19 protein-coding genes are annotated in these 20,547 nt (G+C 55.2%); 10 read left to right on the plus strand and 9 right to left on the minus strand.

Annotated features, from left to right (window positions below):
• Positions 1 to 53 precede the first annotated feature (53 nt).
• The 5 genes from INF77_RS12275 to INF77_RS12295 all read right to left on the minus strand — a co-directional run bounded on the left by INF77_RS12275 (position 54) and on the right by INF77_RS12295 (position 6,878).
• Positions 54 to 1,877 (minus strand): integrin alpha, encoded by a 1,824-nt coding sequence (locus INF77_RS12275; RefSeq protein WP_193532563.1) that lies wholly within the window; start codon positions 1,875 to 1,877, stop codon positions 54 to 56.
• Positions 1,878 to 1,984: 107 nt separating this feature from the next.
• The gene (locus INF77_RS12280; RefSeq protein ID WP_048960800.1) at positions 1,985 to 3,028 is read right to left on the minus strand and encodes a fimbrial protein; all 1,044 of its coding nucleotides are present in this window, start codon (positions 3,026 to 3,028) and stop codon (positions 1,985 to 1,987) included.
• A gap of 11 nt (positions 3,029 to 3,039) precedes the next feature.
• The gene (locus INF77_RS12285) at positions 3,040 to 5,547 is read right to left on the minus strand and encodes a fimbria/pilus outer membrane usher protein (protein ID WP_193532562.1); all 2,508 of its coding nucleotides are present in this window, start codon (positions 5,545 to 5,547) and stop codon (positions 3,040 to 3,042) included.
• Positions 5,548 to 5,584: 37 nt separating this feature from the next.
• Entirely contained in the window at positions 5,585 to 6,268 is a 684-nt protein-coding gene (locus tag INF77_RS12290) for a molecular chaperone (RefSeq protein WP_041911869.1), read from the minus strand.
• Positions 6,269 to 6,323: 55 nt separating this feature from the next.
• Entirely contained in the window at positions 6,324 to 6,878 is a 555-nt protein-coding gene (locus tag INF77_RS12295; RefSeq protein ID WP_045259397.1) for a fimbrial protein, read from the minus strand.
• A 576-nt stretch (positions 6,879 to 7,454) separates the two neighbouring features.
• Between INF77_RS12295 and INF77_RS12300 the strand changes: the two genes are divergently transcribed.
• A complete protein-coding gene (locus INF77_RS12300) occupies positions 7,455 to 8,480 on the plus strand; it encodes a TerC/Alx family metal homeostasis membrane protein (protein WP_045259396.1) in 1,026 nt (341 codons plus the stop codon).
• Between the two features lie 60 nt (positions 8,481 to 8,540).
• Here the strand turns inward: INF77_RS12300 and INF77_RS12305 are convergent, their stop codons facing one another.
• A complete protein-coding gene (locus INF77_RS12305) occupies positions 8,541 to 9,203 on the minus strand; it encodes an HAD family hydrolase (RefSeq protein ID WP_028014726.1) in 663 nt (220 codons plus the stop codon).
• 240 nt (positions 9,204 to 9,443) lie between these two features.
• Here INF77_RS12305 and INF77_RS12310 point away from each other — a divergent pair, with 240 nt between their 5' ends.
• The gene (locus tag INF77_RS12310; protein WP_028014725.1) at positions 9,444 to 9,971 is read left to right on the plus strand and encodes an NlpC/P60 family protein; all 528 of its coding nucleotides are present in this window, start codon (positions 9,444 to 9,446) and stop codon (positions 9,969 to 9,971) included.
• Between the two features lie 5 nt (positions 9,972 to 9,976).
• On the opposite strand, the gene INF77_RS12315 is transcribed toward INF77_RS12310, so the two are convergent.
• Together INF77_RS12315 and INF77_RS12320 are read right to left on the minus strand one after the other, a co-directional pair.
• Positions 9,977 to 10,771: an SDR family NAD(P)-dependent oxidoreductase gene (locus tag INF77_RS12315; protein WP_193532573.1), complete on the minus strand. Its 795-nt coding sequence runs from the start codon at positions 10,769 to 10,771 to the stop codon at positions 9,977 to 9,979.
• 32 nt (positions 10,772 to 10,803) lie between these two features.
• The gene (locus INF77_RS12320; RefSeq protein ID WP_063155485.1) at positions 10,804 to 11,685 is read right to left on the minus strand and encodes a LysR family transcriptional regulator; all 882 of its coding nucleotides are present in this window, start codon (positions 11,683 to 11,685) and stop codon (positions 10,804 to 10,806) included.
• A gap of 99 nt (positions 11,686 to 11,784) precedes the next feature.
• Between INF77_RS12320 and INF77_RS12325 the strand changes: the two genes are divergently transcribed.
• The 8 genes from INF77_RS12325 (at position 11,785) to arnF (ending at position 19,981) form a co-directional block, all read left to right on the plus strand.
• Positions 11,785 to 12,291, plus strand: coding sequence for a phenolic acid decarboxylase (locus INF77_RS12325; protein ID WP_028014722.1), 507 nt, complete (start codon positions 11,785 to 11,787; stop codon positions 12,289 to 12,291).
• 323 nt (positions 12,292 to 12,614) lie between these two features.
• Positions 12,615 to 13,754, plus strand: coding sequence for a UDP-4-amino-4-deoxy-L-arabinose aminotransferase (gene arnB, locus INF77_RS12330; protein WP_193532572.1), 1,140 nt, complete (start codon positions 12,615 to 12,617; stop codon positions 13,752 to 13,754).
• Position 13,755: 1 nt separating this feature from the next.
• Positions 13,756 to 14,739, plus strand: coding sequence for an undecaprenyl-phosphate 4-deoxy-4-formamido-L-arabinose transferase (gene arnC / locus INF77_RS12335; protein WP_041911876.1), 984 nt, complete (start codon positions 13,756 to 13,758; stop codon positions 14,737 to 14,739).
• Positions 14,736 to 16,718: a bifunctional UDP-4-amino-4-deoxy-L-arabinose formyltransferase/UDP-glucuronic acid oxidase ArnA gene (arnA, locus tag INF77_RS12340; RefSeq protein WP_049000483.1), complete on the plus strand. Its 1,983-nt coding sequence runs from the start codon at positions 14,736 to 14,738 to the stop codon at positions 16,716 to 16,718. The genes arnC and arnA overlap by 4 nt, the downstream gene beginning before the upstream one ends.
• On the plus strand, positions 16,715 to 17,617 hold the full coding sequence (arnD, locus tag INF77_RS12345) for a 4-deoxy-4-formamido-L-arabinose-phosphoundecaprenol deformylase (protein ID WP_193532561.1): 903 nt from the start codon (positions 16,715 to 16,717) through the stop codon (positions 17,615 to 17,617). The genes arnA and arnD overlap by 4 nt, the downstream gene beginning before the upstream one ends.
• Complete coding sequence (arnT, locus tag INF77_RS12350) at positions 17,614 to 19,269, plus strand: lipid IV(A) 4-amino-4-deoxy-L-arabinosyltransferase (RefSeq protein ID WP_193532560.1); 1,656 nt, start codon at positions 17,614 to 17,616, stop codon at positions 19,267 to 19,269. The genes arnD and arnT overlap by 4 nt, the downstream gene beginning before the upstream one ends.
• Positions 19,269 to 19,604 carry a 4-amino-4-deoxy-L-arabinose-phosphoundecaprenol flippase subunit ArnE gene (gene arnE / locus INF77_RS12355; protein ID WP_045259389.1) on the plus strand — a complete coding sequence of 112 codons (336 nt, stop codon included), beginning with the start codon at positions 19,269 to 19,271 and terminating at the stop codon, positions 19,602 to 19,604. Before arnT ends, arnE begins: the two co-directional genes overlap by 1 nt.
• Complete coding sequence (arnF, locus tag INF77_RS12360) at positions 19,601 to 19,981, plus strand: 4-amino-4-deoxy-L-arabinose-phosphoundecaprenol flippase subunit ArnF (protein ID WP_048960809.1); 381 nt, start codon at positions 19,601 to 19,603, stop codon at positions 19,979 to 19,981. Before arnE ends, arnF begins: the two co-directional genes overlap by 4 nt.
• Here arnF and acpT read toward each other — a convergent pair.
• On the minus strand, positions 19,938 to 20,546 hold the full coding sequence (gene acpT, locus INF77_RS12365) for a 4'-phosphopantetheinyl transferase AcpT (protein WP_028014714.1): 609 nt from the start codon (positions 20,544 to 20,546) through the stop codon (positions 19,938 to 19,940). The genes arnF and acpT overlap by 44 nt on opposite strands.
• Between the last annotated feature and the right edge of the window lies 1 nt (position 20,547).

The following is a 20,547-nucleotide window of genomic DNA, read 5'->3' on the forward strand; positions in this document are numbered from 1 at the left end:
ATTGCCGGGGAGTCTCCTCCCCGGCGGTGTTGCCCATTCAGATGATGTAAGCATTAATCCGGTATAGCGTAATCCGCAATGCGGAAGGTGACCTTACCCGTCCAGGTGTTATCACGGTAAGAACCAATGGCGAGACTGTCCTGAGTGAAGCCATTGAAGCTCCCGGCCGCAATGGACGCGCCGAATTTTTCATACTGATTTTTACCCCAGTAGACTTTCGCAACGCCTTCTCTCACCAGCGTATTAATATTGATCATGCCTTCTTCATCGTCAGCGTAGTCATCCAGGCTTTTACCGCCGTTGATGACGTACACGGCGCCCACCTGCGTGCCGCTGCCGTTCACCGCATTCGGATCGCCGATCACCAGGTCTTTTTTACCGTCGCCGTTCAAGTCCACATTACCGAGAATGCTGTTCCCGAACCCTGCCAGCTTGCTGCCAGGCCTGTCGGCGTAAATAGCATAGCCATTGTGTACGCTAAATGTTTTGTTGTAGTTCAGCCGGGTGTGCGCCGCATCGAGGAACAGAGACGATGGCAGCTTACTGCCGTCGGCCTTACCTTTAATAATCCAGACCAGCCCGGAACGTTTTTTATCAATACCCATGTCGGCAGGGGCGCTAATCGCAAAAGCGTTAGCGTGAGCATTCAGGAAGTTACCTAATGGCGTAATAGTGCCGTTATTGGGCTTATCCTGCGTATACGCGCTATGATCGTTACTTCCTTCACCTCCGCCGGACTGACCACCCAAGAAAGCCGCCCCCATACCGTGAATGCGGGTTGCCTGCGTCGCGTTTAGCGAGGCGATGTCGAGATTCCCCTGGTTGAAGCTGCTGCCGTAGACGAGATAGGCCGTGCCGCGGCCATCAGTGCCGCTGTCCTCTGATTTACGGCCTTCATTGACCGATTCCGGGTCGACGATCAGGTAATCACTGAAGCCGTCGCCGTTAATATCCCCGACATCGCTGATCTGCTGCCCAAGGTTGTAGTTAAGGGGTTTATCCGGGCCGTTGGTGGCGGTCATCTGCGGACGAATATAGGCGCCGGTCGCGGCAGGGATCTCCCAGTCGCCCAAGTTGTTGCGCTTAATATCAATGTTCTGCCACTGATCGCCTGGCTTTTGAGCGCCGTAGATAATGACGGCGCCGCCGCGTCCTCCCGTGCCTTCGATATCGCCGATAGCAAGATCGACCATCTTGTTAGCCACTGCAGAATTTTTATATTTAATTGGGCCTACCGCGGCGCCAAACCAGCCGCCGGTATTCGCATTGACTGAAGAATTCACCGTACGGATGCGAATACCCAGGCGAGCGTCGCCGTTGTCGATATCATTGAGGTCAATCTGATTAGAAAGACGCGCGCCGGTACGGTGATGCGGTCCGCCCCAGATAATATAGACCTGATCATGCCAGTGGGAGGCGATGACTAAATCATCATATCCATCGCCGTTAATATCACCTATTTTACGTACCGCGACGCCCATCCATTTTGTCGTCACTGAGCCAGGCTTATTCGCTTTATTGCTGTGGATAATTTTAAGCGCGTTTTGCGGATCGAATTCACCTACGTTATTGACTTGCTGCATGGGTTTCCCACCGGAAGTCCCGAAAATGACGTACGCGATCCCTTTTGCGCCATCCCCCCAGGGGGCCGTAATGACAATATCTTCACCCGCGATATGCGAACCATTGTCCTTATCGGAAAACTTACCGATCGTGGTCATCGTCATACCGAAATAGTCTTTTTGTTTTTCACCCTTAATAGATACAGGGACAGAATAAGGCTCGATATCGCTGGCGATAACCTGTGATGCCGTGATGCCAGTACCTGATAAAGCTGCAACGCAAAGCGCTACACGCGTTTTCGTTTTGAGTTTCATAGTATATATCCTTATACAAATCCATTTTTCATACCCGGCAACTCATTTGTATAGCGCTATGTGTTGCCGGGAAATAAGAGGTTTCTACGCTGTATTAAGTTTTTTCTTTATTTAAACTCGAAATCCAGCGTGGATGTGGCTTCGAATTTTCCCGGTTGTGGAGACTTTTCTCCTTGTTGGACAGGTGTTGCTATAATAGTGACATTCCCCTCCTGCGTTGGTACGGCCGAACTGCTGCCATCAATTTTATTCCCGTTGTGTTCAAGTTTTATCCCTAAATCATTGCGCTCACCTTCATCATTATGGGTCTTGATAAAACCAGAGCCATTAAAATCGGACGCGCGGAACTTAATACTCACCTTGCTTTCATCTTCAGGATTTTTGCAAGTCACACGAATATCCACGTTTTTTTGCTTACTGGTGGCCTCGGGCTTAAATTCATTCGCGGTAATACTGCCAAACGGAACCTTGATGGTTTGCCCGTCATTAATCATGCATTGTGGTGGAATATCAATTGACAGTTGGAAATTAAGTGTGACAAAAGGTCTGGAGGTGTCATAACTCCCCGTCTGTTTTTTAGCAAAAATGGTCACTAATTCCTGCATAGGAATATCAATGCGGCCTGAAGGAAGCGGTTTAGTTAATTCCAGAGAGACAGTCCCGCTGGAGCCGGTTGCGAACAGAGTATGGTCGTTTTTATCATCACAGTTATTTGTCGCAGGACGTCCATTATCAACACCGGCGGTATTACTCAAATCAACCGGGATATACCGCAATTCATCCTCGCCACCGAGAACGACATTTATACCGATATTAATACCCTTTTCCGCATCCAGAGGATAATAGATAAAGTCTGCGTTACGTTTGCCGCCTCCTGTGCCCAGTTTCGTACTGGTAAATCGAAATAAGATACTTTCTGGCACGCTGGAGTCCTGACAGAGGCAGATACCATTAAAATTACCTTTATTATTCCATGTGGATTGGGTTGTGCCGGGTACGTCGTCAGCAGTAAGGTTTTCGATAATATCAAACTTGTGCGCCTGGCCAGATACGGTTGATGTCGGCCAGCAGCTTCCTACAACATCAGCATAAGCTGGCGCGCCCATCAATCCCCCTGCTGCCAGGCACGCGAGTAACGTTAATTTTTTCATTTTTAATTCCTTTATTTATTAACGGATGATTTGCATGTCTGCGTTAACTGCACAATTCCGCTAATCGTGGGTTCCTGGCCAGAAAGCTGATAGTGAACCTGGCAACGCTGATCGGGTTTCTTACCCCAGCTCACGTCTAACGTCCCTTTTTCTGCCATCCCGGTGAGGAATACGCTGCCTTCATCACCCACAATGCTGCTGGTGGTATTCTGAGAAACAATGGCACCGAACGGAACGGGTTTGCCCTGCGCATCTTTCAGCGTCATCATCAGGCGTTTACCCACCGCCGTGGTGAAACGTGCCCGAACGATAGCCCCCCGGGTAGGAACGACTTTATGGCTGTTACTTTCCAGCTCGACATCGTCAGGTAATGTATCGGGACGCAGCTGGATATTGCTCTCCTGATAAGGTGTCAGGTAAGGCACCACCGCATAGCCCCAGGGGTCGGTGCGCACGCCAGTGTGGTTACGGACGCTGACACCTGCGGCATCCGGCGCTTCAACCAGAGCGACCGTTTCACCCAGCGACTGCGCCAGCGTGACGCCATGAGGATGAACCAGCACGCCCCCGCGCAGGCTGTAATTCAGCCGCTGCGCGTCCCGGCTATAGCCATACCCGGCGCCAACCTGCGCATAGCGTCCGTTATAGCTAAGCGAGGCATCGCTGCTGTTTGCCTGGCTCCCTGGGTTGATATTCTGCTGTACGCTCCAGTTCAGGTTATTGTCCTCAAGGGCGCTGCCGCTCAGGGAAACACTGTGGCCTGGCGAGCGTTTTTCCGCCGCAGAGAAGGTGTAACCGGCACGCGTGGAGCGGAGCCATTTGTCCAGAGGGACGCTCACGCTCAGGCTGAACAGATTGTCCTGATTATAGAGACGCTGGTTATCCTCTTTTGTCACGTTCAGATAGTGGTTGTAATTCAGGCTATAGCTGATCCCGTTCCAGCTGTTGCCATAGCCCAGCGTGGCGGAGGTCGTGCGTTTTTGGCTCGTGTGGTAGTCCTCGCTGACCAGCATGGCGGAGAGATAGCCGAGGTTTTCTCCCAGGTTTTGGTTTAGCGTCAGTTCTGTACGGCTACGGCGTCGATCCAGGCGCGAGGGTTGCGAGTGATAGCTGCTCAGGGTTTCACCGAGCGTGTAGAAATCGGACGTCGAGTAGCGATAGCCCGCAATCGCAACGTTAGTGCCGGTAGACAGCAAATTTTTGTTATAGCGCAGGCGTAGCGACTGTCCCCGGTTTTTTTCTGCCTGTTTAGTGGTGGCCCAGGCCTGGGTAATATCAAATGACAGTGCACCAAAATCGCCCATGTTTTTACCCATGCCAAAAAGCAGGGACTGATATTGGCTGGCAGCCTGCATGCCTCCGTATATCGAGGTTTCCCACGGCAGACCGTAAATCAGGCTCCCTTGTGAAAACAGGGCATTCTCAGCATCGCTGCTGCTGGAACGATAGCTGCCGCTAATGACTTCATATTTGTATTGCCCTTCCCGCTGCATAACCGCTAACGACGCGTAAGGCACTAAAGAGACTTGTTCGCTGCCATCCGCCTCTTTCACCACAACTTTCAGCTCGCCGCTGCTGCCGAGGTAAAGATCGTTGATGACAAATTCACCGGGCGGGACATAGCTTTGATAAATGCTGTAGCCGTTCTGAAAAATAGTGATCTGGGCATTAGTACGAGCAATACCGCGGATCACCGGCGCATAGCCTCGCAGGCTGCCCGGAAGCATCTGTTCATCCGAGTAAAGCTGAACGCCGCGAAACGGGGTGCTATCAAAGACTTCTGCGGTAGAACTGTTATCCCCGACAATCAGCTGGCTATTCAGGGCGCTGATATCACGCTGCAGATAGGTATAAACCGATTCCCAGCGCCCAGCTTGCCCCTGGCTGTTACTCCAGGTCGAGAAATTGCGTAAACGCCAGGGTCCAACGTTCAGTCCCGGACGCAGGCTGAGGTACTGGCTATCGGTTCCCGTCCCGTTGTGCGAGGTCCACGTGGCGCCGCTGTAGTTGTAGCTGAGCATCAGGCCCGGAATACCCTGTTCCCGACGCGCAGGATCGATGTAGCCGTGAGCGTGGCTGTCCAGGGCCGCCTGGGGAATGCTGAGCCTTAACGCCTGCTCGCTGAAGTCAAATTCGCTGCTTGCGAGAGGGATCGCCGACAGATTCGCGCAGCCCTGGGTATCGTCCCGGAGCAACGGGAATGCCGCCGTTTTAACACCAAACGACTGGAGCGTCTCCTCGCTGAGGCACGGTGCGAGGATATTTTTATGCTGCGCGTTCTCTTCGAGTCGAAACGTGATATCGCGCGTGTCGTACATTTTATTGTTAAGAAACAGGTCAACACGATAAACGCCGGGTGTCTGGCTCTCTTTGTTCTCAAAGAGAGAAAGATCGACGGCGGTACGCGGCGCGCCACCCGTTTCCAGAAAGGCCGGGTCGAAGTAATCACTGGCGTATAATGCGCTGGGTAATATCCAGGCAAAGCAAAGCGCTGGACGAATGCCCCAAAATATAGTCATGAAAAAATACCCCTGTGAGGTTATTGTTTTAAAATCGTTATTCTATTTTTTGTGTGATTAACTGGCTGTTGCCGCCATAATCATTGATATATTTCCATTGTACGGTGGCATTGTTTTTCAAAAGCGTGTTCCTGAGCGTGAATGTTGTGCTGCTTTTAGGCGCGAGCATGTCAATCTCTGACCATGCTTTGTTATTGATCTTCACCTCCGCAAAGGAAATGTAATAAGAGGAGTTGTTGCGTACAATGAGTTCGTTATTTTTAACAGACCATTGCACATTCTTACTAATATCCGTGGGTTCATCCATTAAATTTGACGGACGATAAAATAATTTGATCCGGGTATTTACCGCTATCTGCAGTTTATTAATATCCTCTCTGGAAGAGGAGGGGATCGATTTTACGTTGATCCAGAAAAGCGACTCGCGATCCTGCGGTAAAGGCGCGCCGTTATAGATAATACGTAGCGCGTTGGACTTACCTGCATCCATGCGAAAAAGCGGTGGCGTCACAATAAACGGGGCTTTGGTGCCCTGTGAATCTTTGCCCTGTACCCAGCTCTGTACCAGGAACGGGCTGGCAGTATTATTTCTGACTGTAATATTGCTCTCTTTCTTGTCCGCATGATATACCACCCGCGTATTGGATAAGGTCACACTGGCGTGTGACATACAAGAGCCAAAGAGCAGAGCCAGCAGCGTCAGATAGCGTTTCCTTAACATAAAACGTCCTTGCGTTCCGGGCTGTTATTCATTGCCCGGAACTGAGTTGAATGATTTATTTATAGATAATGGTGTAATCCGCAACCGCATCTGCCTTACCGGCGGTCACAGCATCCAGGGATGCTTTATAACGGGCTGAATACAGCAGGGTGGCTGCCCCCGTGGTGCCATCACCGGTAATAGGAACAAACTTATTCGGGTTGTCGCCCAGTTTTAACGATGTTCCATCTTCATTCAGGAATTCAATACCCAAACCCGTTGCGGCGTCGCCACCGGTTTTAAGCGCGAGCAGATTATTATCATTAGCATCATAGGCACCGCCAAATCGTGCTCCGGCTGATTTAAGGACGGCGGTATCGCAGTTAGACAGTTCTATCTGGATACGGTGAATACCCGCAACGTCACCTTTTTCTTTAAATGCTGAAGACGAGATGGTACCCATATCGATCGTTGGGTTCCCGCCCTGACCGTTAATATCGACATCACAGGTGCTCGCGGTAATCATACCCGTGAATTCAATCGTCCCTGCGCCTTTACCTGGCGCTGCATGGCTGGAAGGACTGGCAATTGCAGCCAATAAAAATCCCATGGTAATAACGGATTTATTCATTTTTTAAAATATTCCTCAGTGTGTAAAAGGTAGAACAGTATTATTTCGGGTTAGTCACTCGAAAGCGTTGTTGTGGTCACGGGATGTGGATATTCCGTTAATATGAAACATTAAGGTGGATATTCATCATCGCTTACCAGTCCATGTGAAAAACTTCCATCACAAGAAGTCTGAATATTTTTCTGGGTCAGGTTAACAAGCGTTTAAAAAAAATAAAGTGAGAACGTCATGATTTGTCTTTGGTTGTTTTAAAATCAATGAGTTAGGTTGTTTTTATCAGGGTTTTATCAGCAATTCAGTGTGAGAATTTTACGGCTTATTTACTACTTGCCGTATGTCAGGTTCAGCTCAGATAATAAAACTTTCATAATAATGAAAGAATAATCTCCGGAAGAACACGTTGCCTTCCCGGAAGACGTAAGAGAAATCCAGGCACTTTTAACATCACATTTACATTGCCGGGCTGGCGCGAAGAAGTGTTATTATTATTCTCTTGCCCGGTGATACGGGCGTTTTCTTTTTTTTGTTGCAAACGTTGCCTCTGCCAGCGCGCAGATGAAGGTTAAGGATAGATTCATGGCTTCTGCTCATCTCGGTTTCCCGACTGAAACCGTTGTTGTCTTTGTGGTGATGGCCGTTGGGGCGATGTTTATCGACCTCTTCATGCACCGTCACGATAAACCTGTTTCGCTGAAAAGTGCGGCCATGTGGTCCGTTTTCTGGTTCTCGATGGCGATGGCCTTCGCCGGTTTTCTGTACATCCACCACGGCGCCGAGATGGCGAGCCTGTTCCTCACCGGTTACGCGCTGGAAGAGGTGCTCTCCATTGATAACCTGTTCGTGATGATGGCGATCTTTGCCTGGTTCGGCGTGCCGGATAAGTACCGTCACCGTGTGCTCTACTGGGGCGTGCTTGGGGCGATTGTCTTCCGCGGTATTTTCGTGGCGATCGGCACCAGCCTGCTGAGCCTGGGGCCTTACGTGGAGGTTATTTTTGCGCTGGTCGTCGGCTGGACGGCGGTGATGATGCTCAAGCGCAATGAAGAGAGTGACGAAGTGGAAGATTACTCGGGTCACCTTGCCTATCGCCTGGTGAAACGCTTCTATCCCGTCTGGCCCAAAATCAGCAGCAACGCGTTTATCCTGACGCAGAAAGAGGTGGATGCGGAGCTTGAAAAGCCGGAAAACCAGGACGTAACGGTTGGCCGCGTGAAGAAGGCGAAGCGCTATGCAACGCCGCTGCTGCTCTGCGTGGCGGTGGTGGAACTCTCTGACGTAATGTTCGCGTTTGACTCCGTACCGGCGATTATTGCGGTAAGCCGCGAGCCGCTGATTATCTACAGCGCCATGATGTTCGCCATTCTCGGCCTGCGTACCCTCTACTTTGTGCTGGAAGCACTCAAGCAGTATCTGGTGCACCTGGAGAAAGCGGTGGTGCTGCTGCTGTTCTTCGTGGCGTTCAAGCTGGGTCTGAATGCGACCGATCACTTCTGGCACCACGGTTACAGCATTGGCGCGACGGCCAGCCTGTTTGTGGTGTTAGGTGTGCTGGCGCTGGGGATTATTGCGAGCGTGTTGTTCCCGGGGAAACGTGAGGCCTGATGCACCGCTTTTCTCCCTCTCCCTGTGGGAGAGGGCTGGGGTGAGGGCAACAGACCGCACCTAACCCTTAATCGGTGAATTCCGGCGCTTGCGCGGGTGATGGAAGTGCCGCCAGTGTGGATCCTGCGCCGCGGCCAGCAGTTCGTGGTCGCCGCGGGTGTCGCCCCAGGCTCGCAGATGATAGTCGTTCAGATCGCCATACACCTTCTCCAGCCTCGCCACTTTCTGGGCGCAGCGGCAGTTATTGCCCGTAATGCGTCCCGTCAGCTTGCCGTCCTTCACTTCCAGCTGCGTGCCAATCAGCTTAATGCCGAGCCTGTCCGCCCACGGCTGGAGCACCAGCGCCGGCGACGCAGAGCAGATCGTCACTTCCGCGCCGGAATTTACCTCAGCCGCCACCGCCAGAACCCCTTCGGGGCGCATCAGCTTGTTCCAGTATTTTTCGCAAAAGGCTTCCGCCTGCTGGCGTAGCCAGTGTTCGTCCACGCCCGTCAGGAACGTTTTAATCAGCACTTCCTTCAGCTCATCACGCGTCAGCTTGCGGCGCACGCAGTGGAGCGTGGGCAGCGCCATGCGCACCAGACGACCCGCAAAGTAGCGTTTCCCAAAGGCAAAACGCAGGAAAGGGATAAAGCTGTCGTGGTGCGTGAGCGTCCCGTCAAAGTCAAAGACAGAGAGCACGCTGGATTTCGCCACCGTCTCGTCGGCAATCATATTGGTCATAAATACGTCTTAGCTGAATTACACATTCTGTCGATCAGTTTACCTGCTTTATCTGAACAGTCCTTACATCACCACCCTTTTTTTTCTCAATCTTGCGATCTGAAAGTGAGTCCAATTTTGGCCTCAATAATGATTGGTGAAAAAGTGAGCAGTCTATATTATCGCCACATCGAAAGATATTTCGGGGGAACGTTGGCCCCCACAGGTAAGGATAAATTCACTCTTAGCTCCTGTTTAGATATGACATTCAGATCGCTTATTTCAATCCTCACGTTAAGTTTTGCTTCGTTTTCCGCACTGAGTTTTCAGCTGCCCGCATCGATGATCTCCGCCGATAGCACATTTGCGGAATCGCCGGTGAAGTCGGCCCTGCTTCACCAGGAGACAGGCCCACTCCGCTCCCGGATACTGGATCAATACCAGAAATGGAAAGGGACTCACTATCAGTGGGGCGGCACCACACACCGCGGAGTGGATTGCTCCGCGCTTATGCAGCATCTGTTCAGCGATGCGGCGCATCTTTATCTGCCGCGCACGACGAGCGAGCAGATCCATCGCGGTGTACAGGTAGCGCAATACCGTCTGAAGGCGGGAGATTTGGTCTTCTTCCAGACGGGACCGAACCGCAGGCACGTTGGCGTGTATATCGGTAACAGCCAGTTTATTCATGCCTCCAGCAGCCAGGGCGTAACGGTCTCAACCCTGACTGATGACTACTGGCAGGATCGTTACATTACCGCCCGTCGTGTCGCGGGCAGCGCCGCCTGACGACATTAAATAATGTCGTCCACCACGCCACCATCGACGCGCAATGCCGCGCCCGAGGTGGCGGAGGCCTGCGGCGAACAGACATAAATCACCATATTAGCCACCTCTTCAACGGTGGCGGCGCGCTGGATAACCGAGCTGGGGCGGTTGGTCATGACAAATTCTTTCGCCAGCTGCTCCAGCGATTTACCGGTTTTCTCGATCTCATCTTTCATCATTTCAGCGAAACCGTCGGACATCGTCGGGCCCGGCAGCACGCTGTTCACCGTCACGCCGCTTCCCGCCACGAACTTCGCCAGCCCGCGCGCCAGCGAGAGCTGGGCCGTTTTGGTCACCCCGTAGTGGATCATGTCTGCCGGGATATTGCAGGCTGACTCGGAGGAGATAAACACCACGCGGCCCCAGCCTTTTTTCACCATGCCCGGCAGCAGGGCGCGGGAGAGGCGCACGCCGGACATCACGTTGGTCTGCCAGTAGCGCTCCCAGGTTTCATCGTCGGTGCCATAGAAATCCTGTGGGCCGTAAATCCCGGCGTTGTTCACCAGAATATCGACGTCGCTCGCGACCTTCAGCAGCGACTCAACCCTTTCCGCGGTGCTGAGATCGGCAATGGCTGCACGCACCTGCACGCGAGGCACAACCTGCTGCAGCTGCTGAATACCTTTGTTCACCGAGTCGGTGCTGCGGCCATTAACGATCACTTCCGCGCCGCTTTCTGCCAGGCCTCTGGCAATGGCAAACCCGATCCCGCCGGTTGAGGCGGTGACCAGGGCCACTTTCCCCGCAAAGTCGATTTTCATCATCAGCTCCTTATCGTTTTAACGTTCGGACCTTAAAGCGTAGCAGGTGATGATGACGGCTCCTGGCTAAAAAGGCGCAGCAGGGTTTCAACCTGCTCATCCAGCGGGGCGAGGGTGCGCTTCACGATCAGATGCAGCGGCGTGGCCCGACGAACGCCGTGGCTCAGCGGGAGGATTTTTAGTACGCCTTGCTCCAGCTGGGGCTGAATGCGTTCCTCTGGCAGCCAGCCGTAGCCGACCTGCGAGACGACCGCCTCTATGGCAGCGTCGATGGTCGAGAACGTCCACGACTCGCCGGCAGCCCGCGCGGCGTTCTGGCTGTCCGCAATCTGGATTAGCGGCCACGGGCGCAGCATCTCATCATTCAGCGGCGCGTCGAGGCTAAAGAGGGGATGCCGGTGATGCGCCACGGCGACAAAGTCAATGTTCATCAGCCATTCGCCGAGCCCGGTAATGTCCTGGCGGCGGGTTAAAACCATCACATCGGCCTCGTTGTTCATGGCATCGGCGCGGGTATTTTCCAGCACCTCCGTGAGGCGGACCTGAGTTTGCGGATACTGCTGCTGGAACTGACGCAGAATGGCGAACAGGCGGCGGCGTGGGAAAATCGAGTCCACCACCAGGTCCAGCCGCGTGCGCATCCCGTTACGAAGGGTCGCCGCGCGCGTCTCGACATACGAAAACGCTTTCAGCAGCGGTTTCACCTGGCCGAGAAGCAGTTCACCGGCCGGGGTCAACACCGCCCTGCGCCCCTCCGGCGCCAGCAGCGCCACGCCCAGCCGCTCCTGCAGCAGCGACAGGTTATAGCTCACCGAGGACTGACTGCGGTGGGTTTCTTCCGCAGCTTTGGCAAAGCTGCCCGCATCCACCACTTTTTCCAGTAAGGCCCACTGTTCCAGCGTCGTCTTGTGCATAATTTATCTAAAATTTGGATGAATTTGATTAAAACATAGCGTTATTCATTCATTTTTTGAAGGCTTAAGATCGTCTCATCAAAACGAAGGAGACATCTTATGAACACATTCGACAAACACGACTTAAGCGGCTTCGTTGGCAAACATCTGGTTTATACCTATGACAACGGCTGGAATTACGAAATTTACGTCAAAAACGAGACTACTCTCGACTACCGTATTCACAGCGGTCTGGTGGCGAACCGTTGGGTTAAAGATCAGCAGGCTTACATCGTGCGGGTAGGGGAGAGCATCTATAAAATCTCCTGGACCGAGCCAACCGGTACGGACGTTAGCCTGATTGTGAACCTGGGCGACAAACTGTTCCACGGCACCATCTTCTTCCCGCGTTGGGTCATGAACAACCCGGAAAAAACCGTCTGCTTCCAGAACGACCATATTCCGCTGATGAACAGCTATCGCGATGCGGGGCCGGCATATCCAACAGAAGTGATTGACGAATTTGCCACCATCACCTTTGTACGCGACTGCGGTGCGAACAACGAAAGCGTGATTGCCTGTGCAGCCAGCGAGTTACCGAAAAACTTTCCCGATAACTTAAAATAAGCGCGACAGTTAACTAAAAAGAAAAGTTCCCGGTTATTTCTGCTTTTACAGAAATAACCGGGATTTTTTTTGTTTGTTGATGTTCGGTTTAAAATAACATTTAGTAAAAATTGAGTTTGATCACGAAATAAATAATTCATAATTACATAAGTTATTGTTTATAAATGGATTAATATTGATTTTGTTACATCTGAATTACGCATCTTAATTTTTCCCTAAGAAATGAACGATACCTTGATATGAGTTTATGGTTCGTTGAAATAAACGAAAAAGTAATTGGTTAATATCAAGCGCGTGCCATTCTTATTGCAAGGAAATTAATGATGAGTGATTTTTTGCCTTTTTCCCGCCCGTCGATGGGTAGTGAGGAATTAGCGGCGTTGCAGCAGGTTTTAACCTCCGGCTGGATCACCACAGGGCCTAAAAATCAGGAACTTGAAGCGGCATTTTGTCAGCTGACGGGGAACCAGCACGCGATTGCCGTCTGCTCGGCGACGGCGGGCATGCACGTCACGCTGATGGCGCTGGATATTGGTCCGGGCGATGAGGTCATTACCCCCTCCCAAACCTGGGTCTCCACGCTGAATATGATCGTGCTGCTGGGCGCCACGCCGGTCATGATCGATGTGGACAACGAGACATTGATGGTGACGCCGGAAGCGGTTGAAGCCGCCATTACCCCGCGTACCAAAGCGATTATTCCCGTGCATTACGCCGGCGCGCCGTGTGATATCGACGCCATTCATGCCGTCGGTGAGCGTCACGGTATTCCGGTGATTGAAGACGCGGCCCATGCCGCCGGAACGTACTACAAGAACCGTCACGTAGGCTGGAAAGGCACGGCGATTTTTTCCTTCCACGCCATCAAAAACATGACCTGCGCGGAAGGTGGTTTAGTCGTCACGGATAACGCCCGGCTTGCCGCGCGGATCCGCAGCCTGAAATTCCACGGCCTGGGCGTGGATGCCTATGACCGCCAGACGCACGGCCGTGCGCCGCAGGCCGAAGTGATCTCCCCGGGCTTTAAGTACAACCTCGCAGATATCAATGCCGCGCTGGCGCTGGTACAGCTGGGCAAGCTGAAAGAGGCCAACCTACGCCGCGAGGCAATCGCGCAACGCTACCTGCGCGAGCTTGCCGATACGCCGTTCCAGCCGCTGAGCATTCCGTCATGGCCGCACGTTCACGCCTGGCACCTGTTTATTATTCGCGTTGATGAAGCGCGCTGCGGGATCTCACGCGACAACCTGATGGCGGCGCTGAAGGAGCAAGGCATCGGCACCGGCCTTCATTTCCGCGCGGCGCACACCCAAAAATACTACCGCGAGCGTTTTCCTGATGTATCGCTTCCGAATTCGGAATGGAACAGCGCGCGTATTTGTTCTCTCCCTCTTTTCCCGGACATGACTCATGACGACACAACCCGCGTCATTACCGCGCTCCATCAGCTTGCAGGACATTGATATGTTCAGCGCACCGCCTGTACAAAAAGTTTCTGTGGTCATCCCAGTTTATAACGAGCAGGAGAGCCTGCCCGAGCTGATCCGCCGCACCACGGCAGCCTGCGATACGCTGGGCAAAGCCTATGAAATTCTGCTGGTGGACGACGGCAGCAGTGATGATTCCGCGCTGATGCTGACCGAAGCCGCCCAGGCCGAAGGCAGCCATATTGTCGCCGTGCTGCTCAACCGTAACTATGGCCAGCACTCCGCCATTATGGCCGGGTTCAGCCACGTTACGGGCGATCTGATTATCACCCTGGACGCGGATCTGCAAAACCCGCCGGAGGAGATCCCGCGCCTGGTGGCGAAAGCCGACGAAGGCTATGACGTGGTCGGCACGGTGCGTCAGAACCGTCAGGACAGTCTGTTCCGCAAGCTGGCGTCACGCACCATCAACCGCCTTATTCAGCGCACCACCGGTAAAGCAATGGGCGATTACGGCTGCATGCTGCGCGCCTACCGCCGCCATATTGTCGACGCCATGCTGCACTGCCATGAGCGCAGCACCTTTATTCCGATCCTCGCCAACACCTTTGCCCGCAAGGCAACGGAAATTCCGGTCCTGCACGCCGAGCGCGAGCACGGGGAATCGAAGTACAGCTTTATGCGTCTCATCAACCTGATGTACGACCTCGTCACCTGCCTGACCACCACGCCGCTGCGCCTGCTAAGCGTGTTCGGCAGCATCATCGCCCTGGCCGGTTTTACGTTGTCCGTCCTGCTGGTGGTGCTGCGGCTGGTCTTTGGCCCGCAGTGGGCGGCGGAAGGGGTCTTCATGCTTTTTGCCGTGCTGTTTATGTTCATCGGCGCCCAGTTCGTCGGAATGGGCCTGCTCGGTGAATACATAGGCCGTATCTATAACGATGTTCGCGCACGTCCGCGCTACTTTATTCAACGTGTTGTCCGTCAGGAACACAAAGCATCTCAAGAGGAAAACCACCCATGAAAGCCGTTGTATTTGCCTATCACGATATGGGGTGCGCGGGCACGCTGGCCCTGCTGGAAGCGGGCTATGACATTGCTGCAATCTTTACCCATCCGGACGCGGCGGGAGAGAATCACTTCTTCGGCTCCGTGGCGCGTATCGCCGCCGAGCGCGGTATTCCGGTGTATGCTCCGGACGACGTCAACCACCCGCTGTGGGTGGATCGCATCCGCGCGCTCGCACCTGATGTCATCTTCTCGTTCTACTATCGCAACCTGATCTGCGACGAGATCTTAGGCCTGGCCGCAAAAGGGGCGTTTAACCTTCACGGCTCTCTGCTGCCCGCCTACCGTGGCCGCGCGCCGCTGAACTGGGTGCTGGTCAACGGCGAAACGGAAACGGGCGTGACGCTGCACCGCATGGTGCGCCGCGCAGATGCCGGGGCCATCGTCGCCCAGCAGCGCGTGGCAATCGACGCGGATGAAACCGCGCTTGAGCTGCATCATAAACTCTGCACCGCGGCGCAAAGTCTGCTGCGTGACGCGCTGCCAGCCATCCTCAACGGCACCTTCAGGGAGACCGAGCAGGACGAAAGCAAGGCCAGCTGCTTTGGCCGCCGCGCGCCGGAAGATGGTCGCCTGGACTGGAATAAACCCGCCCGCCAGCTGCACAACCTGGTGCGCGCCGTGACCGACCCGTGGCCGGGCGCATACAGCTTTGCGGGCGTAAGCAAATTTATCGTCTGGAAATCCCGCGTGCGTGACGATATCCCGGCCGCTAAGCCGGGCACCGTCGTCTCCGTCTCCCCGCTGATTGTGAGCTGCGGCGAGCAGGCGCTGGAGATTGTCACCGGGCAGACCGACAACGGCCTGTACGTTCAGGGCACGCAGCTGGCGCAGTCTCTGGGTCTGGTAGCCGGGGCGCTGATCACCAGCGCGCCGGTGGTTGCCATCAAGCGCCGCACGCGCGTGCTGATCCTCGGCGTGAACGGCTTTATCGGGAACCACCTGACCGAACGTCTGCTCAAAGACGATAACTACGAGATTTACGGTCTGGATATCGGCTCTGACGCCATCAGCCGTTTCCTCAACAACCCGCGCTTCCACTTTGTGGAAGGGGATATCAGCATTCACTCCGAGTGGATCGAATATCACATTAAAAAATGCGACGTGGTGCTGCCGCTGGTCGCCATCGCCACGCCAATCGAGTACACCCGTAACCCGCTGCGCGTGTTCGAGCTGGATTTCGAAGAGAACCTGAAGATCATCCGCGACTGCGTGAAATACGACAAGCGCATCATCTTCCCGTCCACCTCTGAAGTGTACGGCATGTGTACCGACAAAAACTTCGATGAGGATGCCTCCAGCCTGGTGGTCGGGCCGATCAACAAGCAGCGCTGGATCTACTCTGTCTCCAAGCAGCTGCTGGACCGCGTAATTTGGGCCTACGGCGAGAAAGAGGGTCTGCGCTTTACCCTGTTCCGTCCGTTTAACTGGATGGGTCCGCGTCTGGATAACCTGAACGCGGCGCGAATCGGCAGCTCCCGCGCGATCACTCAGCTGATCCTGAACCTGGTCGAAGGCTCGCCTATCAAGCTGATTGAAGGCGGGAGCCAGAAACGCTGCTTTACGGACATCAGCGACGGTATCGAAGCCCTGTTCCGCATCATTGAGAACAAAGATAACCGCTGCAACGGTGAGATCATTAACATCGGTAACCCGGAAAACGAGGCGAGCATTCGCGAGCTGGCAGAGATGCTGCTGGCCAGCTTTGAGCGCCACCCGCTGCGCGATCGCTTCCCGCCGTTTGCCGGTTTCCGCGAAGTGGAAAGCAGCAGCTACTACGGAAAGGGCTACCAGGACGTCGAGCACCGTAAGCCAAGCATCCGCAACGCGAAGCGCTGCCTGAACTGGACGCCGACGGTGAAGATGGAGCAGACCATTGATGAGACGCTCGACTTCTTCCTGCGCACCGTGGAGCTATCGGAACAGGCCTCATGAAAAAAGTCGGTTTACGCATTGATGTCGACACCTTCAGGGGAACGCGTGACGGCGTGCCCAGACTGCTGGAACTGCTGAGCAGGCACGGCGTGCGTGCCAGCATTTTCTTCAGCGTGGGGCCTGACAACATGGGACGCCATTTATGGCGTCTGGTTAAACCGGCATTTCTGTTCAAAATGCTGCGCTCGCGCGCGGCATCCCTCTACGGCTGGGATATTTTGCTGGCCGGCACCGCCTGGCCCGGCAGACGCATCGGCGCGGGTAATGAAGCGGTTATCCGCGCGGCGGCGCAGCAACACGAGGTCGGCCTGCATGCCTGGGATCATCACGCCTGGCAGGCGTGGGCGGGCGTCTGGGATATCCCGCGCCTGTCCCGTGAGGTCGAGCGTGGAATGCTGGAACTTGAGGCCATCATCGGTCAGCCCGTGCGCTGCTCCGCCGTGGCGGGATGGCGTGCCGACCAGCGGGTGGTCAAAGCCAAAGAGCATTTCGCGTTTCGCTACAATAGCGACTGTCGTGGAACCGGGCCGTTTTTGCCGCTGTTGGGCGAAAATCGCTACGGTACGGTGCAAATTCCTGTCACGCTTCCTACGTGGGATGAGGTGGTGGGGCGCGAGGTGAAGGCGGAAGCATTTAATCGCTACATTCTGGACCGCATCCATCGTGACGCCGGAACGCCGGTCTATACCATCCATGCCGAAGTGGAAGGGATTGCCTGGCAGCATGATTTCGATGAACTGCTGACGATGGCCGCTCAGGAAGGCATTGCGTTCTGTCCGTTGAGCGAGCTGCTGCCGGACGACCTCAGCAGCCTGCCCGTGGGTAAAGTCGTCCGTAATGAACTGGCTGGCCGGGAAGGCTGGCTTGGCTATCAACAAACCGTGAGTCCGGTCCCATGAAAACAGCCCGTTATGGCGTAGCGCTTTTCGCACTGTTTATCGTTTATTACTTCATTCCGGTCGATATTCGCCTGCTGTGGCAGCCTGATGAAACGCGCTATGCGGAAATCAGCCGCGAAATGCTGGCATCGGGTGACTGGGTTGTCCCGCATTTCCTCGGGCTGCGCTACTTTGAAAAGCCGATTGCCGGCTACTGGATCAACACTATCGGACAATGGCTGTTCGGGCACACGAACTTTGCCGTACGCGCCGGGTCGATCTTCTCCACCGGGCTCGCGGCGCTGCTGGTGATCTGGATGGCCTGGCGTCTCTGGCGGGATAAGCGTACGGCCATTTTCTCCGGCCTGATCTTCCTGACCCTGTTCCTGGTGTATGGCATCGGCACCTATGCGGTGCTGGACCCCATCGTCACCCTGTGGCTGGTGGCGGCGATGTGCAGCTTCTGGCTCGCCTCACAGGCGCGCACCGTGGCCGGAAAAGCGGGCGGCTATGTGCTGCTTGGGCTGGCCTGCGGCATGGGGGTGATGACCAAAGGCTTTCTGGCGCTGGCGGTACCGGTGATCGGCGTGCTGCCGTGGGTGATTGCCCAAAAGCGCTGGAAAGAGGTGCTGATTTTTGGCTGGCTCGCGGTCCTGAGCTGCGTGCTGATTGTTCTGCCGTGGGGGCTGGCTATTGCGCACCGCGAGCCTGATTTCTGGCGCTACTTCTTCTGGGTTGAGCATATTCAGCGTTTTGCCCAGAGCGACGCGCAGCATAAAGCTCCGTTCTGGTATTACCTGCCGTTCCTGCTCGCGGGCAGCCTGCCGTGGCTGGCGCTGCTGCCAGGCGCGCTGCGTCTTGGCTGGAATGACAGGCAAAACGCGGGCGGCGGGTTCTACCTGCTGGGGTGGGTGGTGATGCCGCTGCTGTTTTTCAGCATCGCTAAAGGCAAGCTGCCGACCTATATCCTGCCCTGTTTTGCCCCGCTGGCTATCCTGATGGCGCGCTATGCCTGCCTCGCGGCGGAAAAAGGGGCCAGAGCGTTGCGCATTAACGGCGGAATTAACCTGGCGTTTGGCGCTATCGGCGTGGTGGCGGCGCTGGCGGTCTCGCCGTGGGGGCTGGCTAAGCATCCGGTCTGGACGTCGGTCGAACTGTATAAAGTCTTCTGCGCGGTGGTGGCGTTCCTTATCTGGGGCGCGGTAGGCTGGTTTACGCTGCGGCAGAGCCAGCAGCGCTGGTGGCTGGCGGCGCTGTGTCCTGCGGGTCTGGCGTTGTTGATTGGTTTTGCCATTCCGAACCTGGTGGTGGATTCCAAGCAGCCGCAGTCGCTGGTGGATACCGTGCGCGAGCCGCTACAGGGCAGCCGCTTTGTGCTGACCAATAACGTTGGCGTGGCCGCGGGTCTGGCGTGGGAGCTGAAGCGCAGTGACATCACGCTGTTTGCTCAGAGCGGCGAGCTGCGCTACGGGCTGGATTATCCCGATGCGAAAGATCGCTTTGTCAGTGAAGACGACTTCGCGCAGTGGCTGGCAACGCATCGTAAGCAGGGAAGCGTGTCGCTGGTGATGCTGCTGTCTAAACGTGACGATATTGCAGAGGCGAATTTACCGCAGCCGGACAATCTCTATATCCAGGGGCGTCTGGCCCTGCTGGAGTATCTGCCGAAGTGATGACCTGGACCTGGCTCATACTGGCAAGCCTGCTGAGCTGCGCGGGACAGCTGTGCCAGAAACAGGCTACCCGTCCGGCGAAAGGCGGGCGGCGTGGCGCGCACATCATGCGGTGGCTTGGCCTGGCGATGCTGGCGCTGGGCTGCGGAATGCTGGTCTGGCTGGTGGTGCTGCAGAGCCTGCCCGTCGGCGTAGCTTACCCTATGCTGAGCCTCAATTTTGTCTGGGTGACGCTGGCGGCGAAGGTCTTCTGGCGCGAGCACGTTGCTGTGCACCACTGGCTGGGGGTCGGGTTCATTATCATGGGGATTATCGTGCTGGGAGGAAGCCTGTGAAAGGCGCGTTCTGGGCGTTATGCAGCGTGCTGTTAGTCAGCGCCGCACAGCTGTTGCTGCGCGATGCCATGCAGGCTCTGCCGCCGGTCAGCGATTTTCTGACGTTTATCTCCGCGCTGTGGCACGTTTCGTCCGGCACGGGCGCGCTGCTGCTGGGGTTAACGGGATACGTTGCCTCCATGGGCTGCTGGTATCTGGCGCTGCATCGCATGGCGCTCAGCAAAGCGTATGCCTTGCTGAGCCTCAGCTATATCCTGGTGTGGGGCGCGGCAATCCTGCTGCCCGGCTGGGGGGAGCGCTTCTCCTGGCATGGGCTGCTGGGCGTCGCGTTGATTATGCTGGGTGTACTGGTGATTTTCCTGCCCCGACGTGAATAATCGACTCGGTGGTCAGGGTGTAAGGGGTCGAGGTACAGACGGCAAGGCTCAGAGAACCGAGCTGCAGCTGGCTGACCGAGTGCGACTGCGCCGTGCTGTCGATGCTGACAATCTGCCAGGCGCTGCCACCGCGCTGTTTCACAATCGCTTCTTTGCGCGTCCAGATACGCCAGAAGGCAGAAAGCTGTTCCTCAGGCGCTTCACGCTCCAGCTCGTCATGCTCTGTCAGGCTGAAAACGGCGTTGGCCAGCGCCTGCCAGTTCTTGCGGGGGCGAATCACTTCGATATCGCAGCCCACTTCGCCTTCATCGCTCATCAGCAGGGCGATATCATCACCGCTATGGCTCAGGTTGAACCACAGCGGATCCCCCTTCGCAAATGCCGGCTTCCCCTGCTCGCCGTAAATGATGTCGGGGAGCGGGTGAGGGGATAATGTTCTGGCGAGCAGCGTCCGGCCCGCCAGCCAGGAGGCCTGTCGTGCACCCTGAGGTGCCTTATCTGCAAGCGTTGACGCCAGCGGATCCGCGCAAAGGGTGGAAATTTTTCCCAGTACAAACCGGTACATA

Source organism: Enterobacter cloacae complex sp. P1B, from assembly GCF_014982345.1.
Taxonomy (GTDB): Bacteria; Pseudomonadota; Gammaproteobacteria; order Enterobacterales; family Enterobacteriaceae; genus Enterobacter; species Enterobacter bugandensis.

Excerpts from the sequence above, each read along its gene's own strand:
- INF77_RS12325 (WP_028014722.1), top strand. The coding sequence starts at position 11,785 with ATGAACACATTCGACAAACACGACTTAAGCGGCTTCGTTGGCAAACAT.
- INF77_RS12300 (WP_045259396.1), top strand. The coding sequence starts at position 7,455 with ATGGCTTCTGCTCATCTCGGTTTCCCGACTGAAACCGTTGTTGTCTTT.
- arnT (WP_193532560.1), top strand. The coding sequence starts at position 17,614 with ATGAAAACAGCCCGTTATGGCGTAGCGCTTTTCGCACTGTTTATCGTT.
- INF77_RS12280 (WP_048960800.1), bottom strand. The coding sequence starts at position 3,028 with ATGAAAAAATTAACGTTACTCGCGTGCCTGGCAGCAGGGGGATTGATG.
- INF77_RS12295 (WP_045259397.1), bottom strand. The coding sequence starts at position 6,878 with ATGAATAAATCCGTTATTACCATGGGATTTTTATTGGCTGCAATTGCC.
- arnC (WP_041911876.1), top strand. The coding sequence starts at position 13,756 with ATGTTCAGCGCACCGCCTGTACAAAAAGTTTCTGTGGTCATCCCAGTT.
- INF77_RS12320 (WP_063155485.1), bottom strand. The coding sequence starts at position 11,685 with ATGCACAAGACGACGCTGGAACAGTGGGCCTTACTGGAAAAAGTGGTG.
- INF77_RS12310 (WP_028014725.1), top strand. The coding sequence starts at position 9,444 with ATGACATTCAGATCGCTTATTTCAATCCTCACGTTAAGTTTTGCTTCG.
- arnB (WP_193532572.1), top strand. The coding sequence starts at position 12,615 with ATGAGTGATTTTTTGCCTTTTTCCCGCCCGTCGATGGGTAGTGAGGAA.
- arnE (WP_045259389.1), top strand. The coding sequence starts at position 19,269 with ATGACCTGGACCTGGCTCATACTGGCAAGCCTGCTGAGCTGCGCGGGA.
- INF77_RS12315 (WP_193532573.1), bottom strand. The coding sequence starts at position 10,771 with ATGAAAATCGACTTTGCGGGGAAAGTGGCCCTGGTCACCGCCTCAACC.
- arnA (WP_049000483.1), top strand. The coding sequence starts at position 14,736 with ATGAAAGCCGTTGTATTTGCCTATCACGATATGGGGTGCGCGGGCACG.
- INF77_RS12305 (WP_028014726.1), bottom strand. The coding sequence starts at position 9,203 with ATGACCAATATGATTGCCGACGAGACGGTGGCGAAATCCAGCGTGCTC.
- arnD (WP_193532561.1), top strand. The coding sequence starts at position 16,715 with ATGAAAAAAGTCGGTTTACGCATTGATGTCGACACCTTCAGGGGAACG.
- INF77_RS12285 (WP_193532562.1), bottom strand. The coding sequence starts at position 5,547 with ATGACTATATTTTGGGGCATTCGTCCAGCGCTTTGCTTTGCCTGGATA.
- acpT (WP_028014714.1), bottom strand. The coding sequence starts at position 20,546 with ATGTACCGGTTTGTACTGGGAAAAATTTCCACCCTTTGCGCGGATCCG.
- INF77_RS12290 (WP_041911869.1), bottom strand. The coding sequence starts at position 6,268 with ATGTTAAGGAAACGCTATCTGACGCTGCTGGCTCTGCTCTTTGGCTCT.
- INF77_RS12275 (WP_193532563.1), bottom strand. The coding sequence starts at position 1,877 with ATGAAACTCAAAACGAAAACGCGTGTAGCGCTTTGCGTTGCAGCTTTA.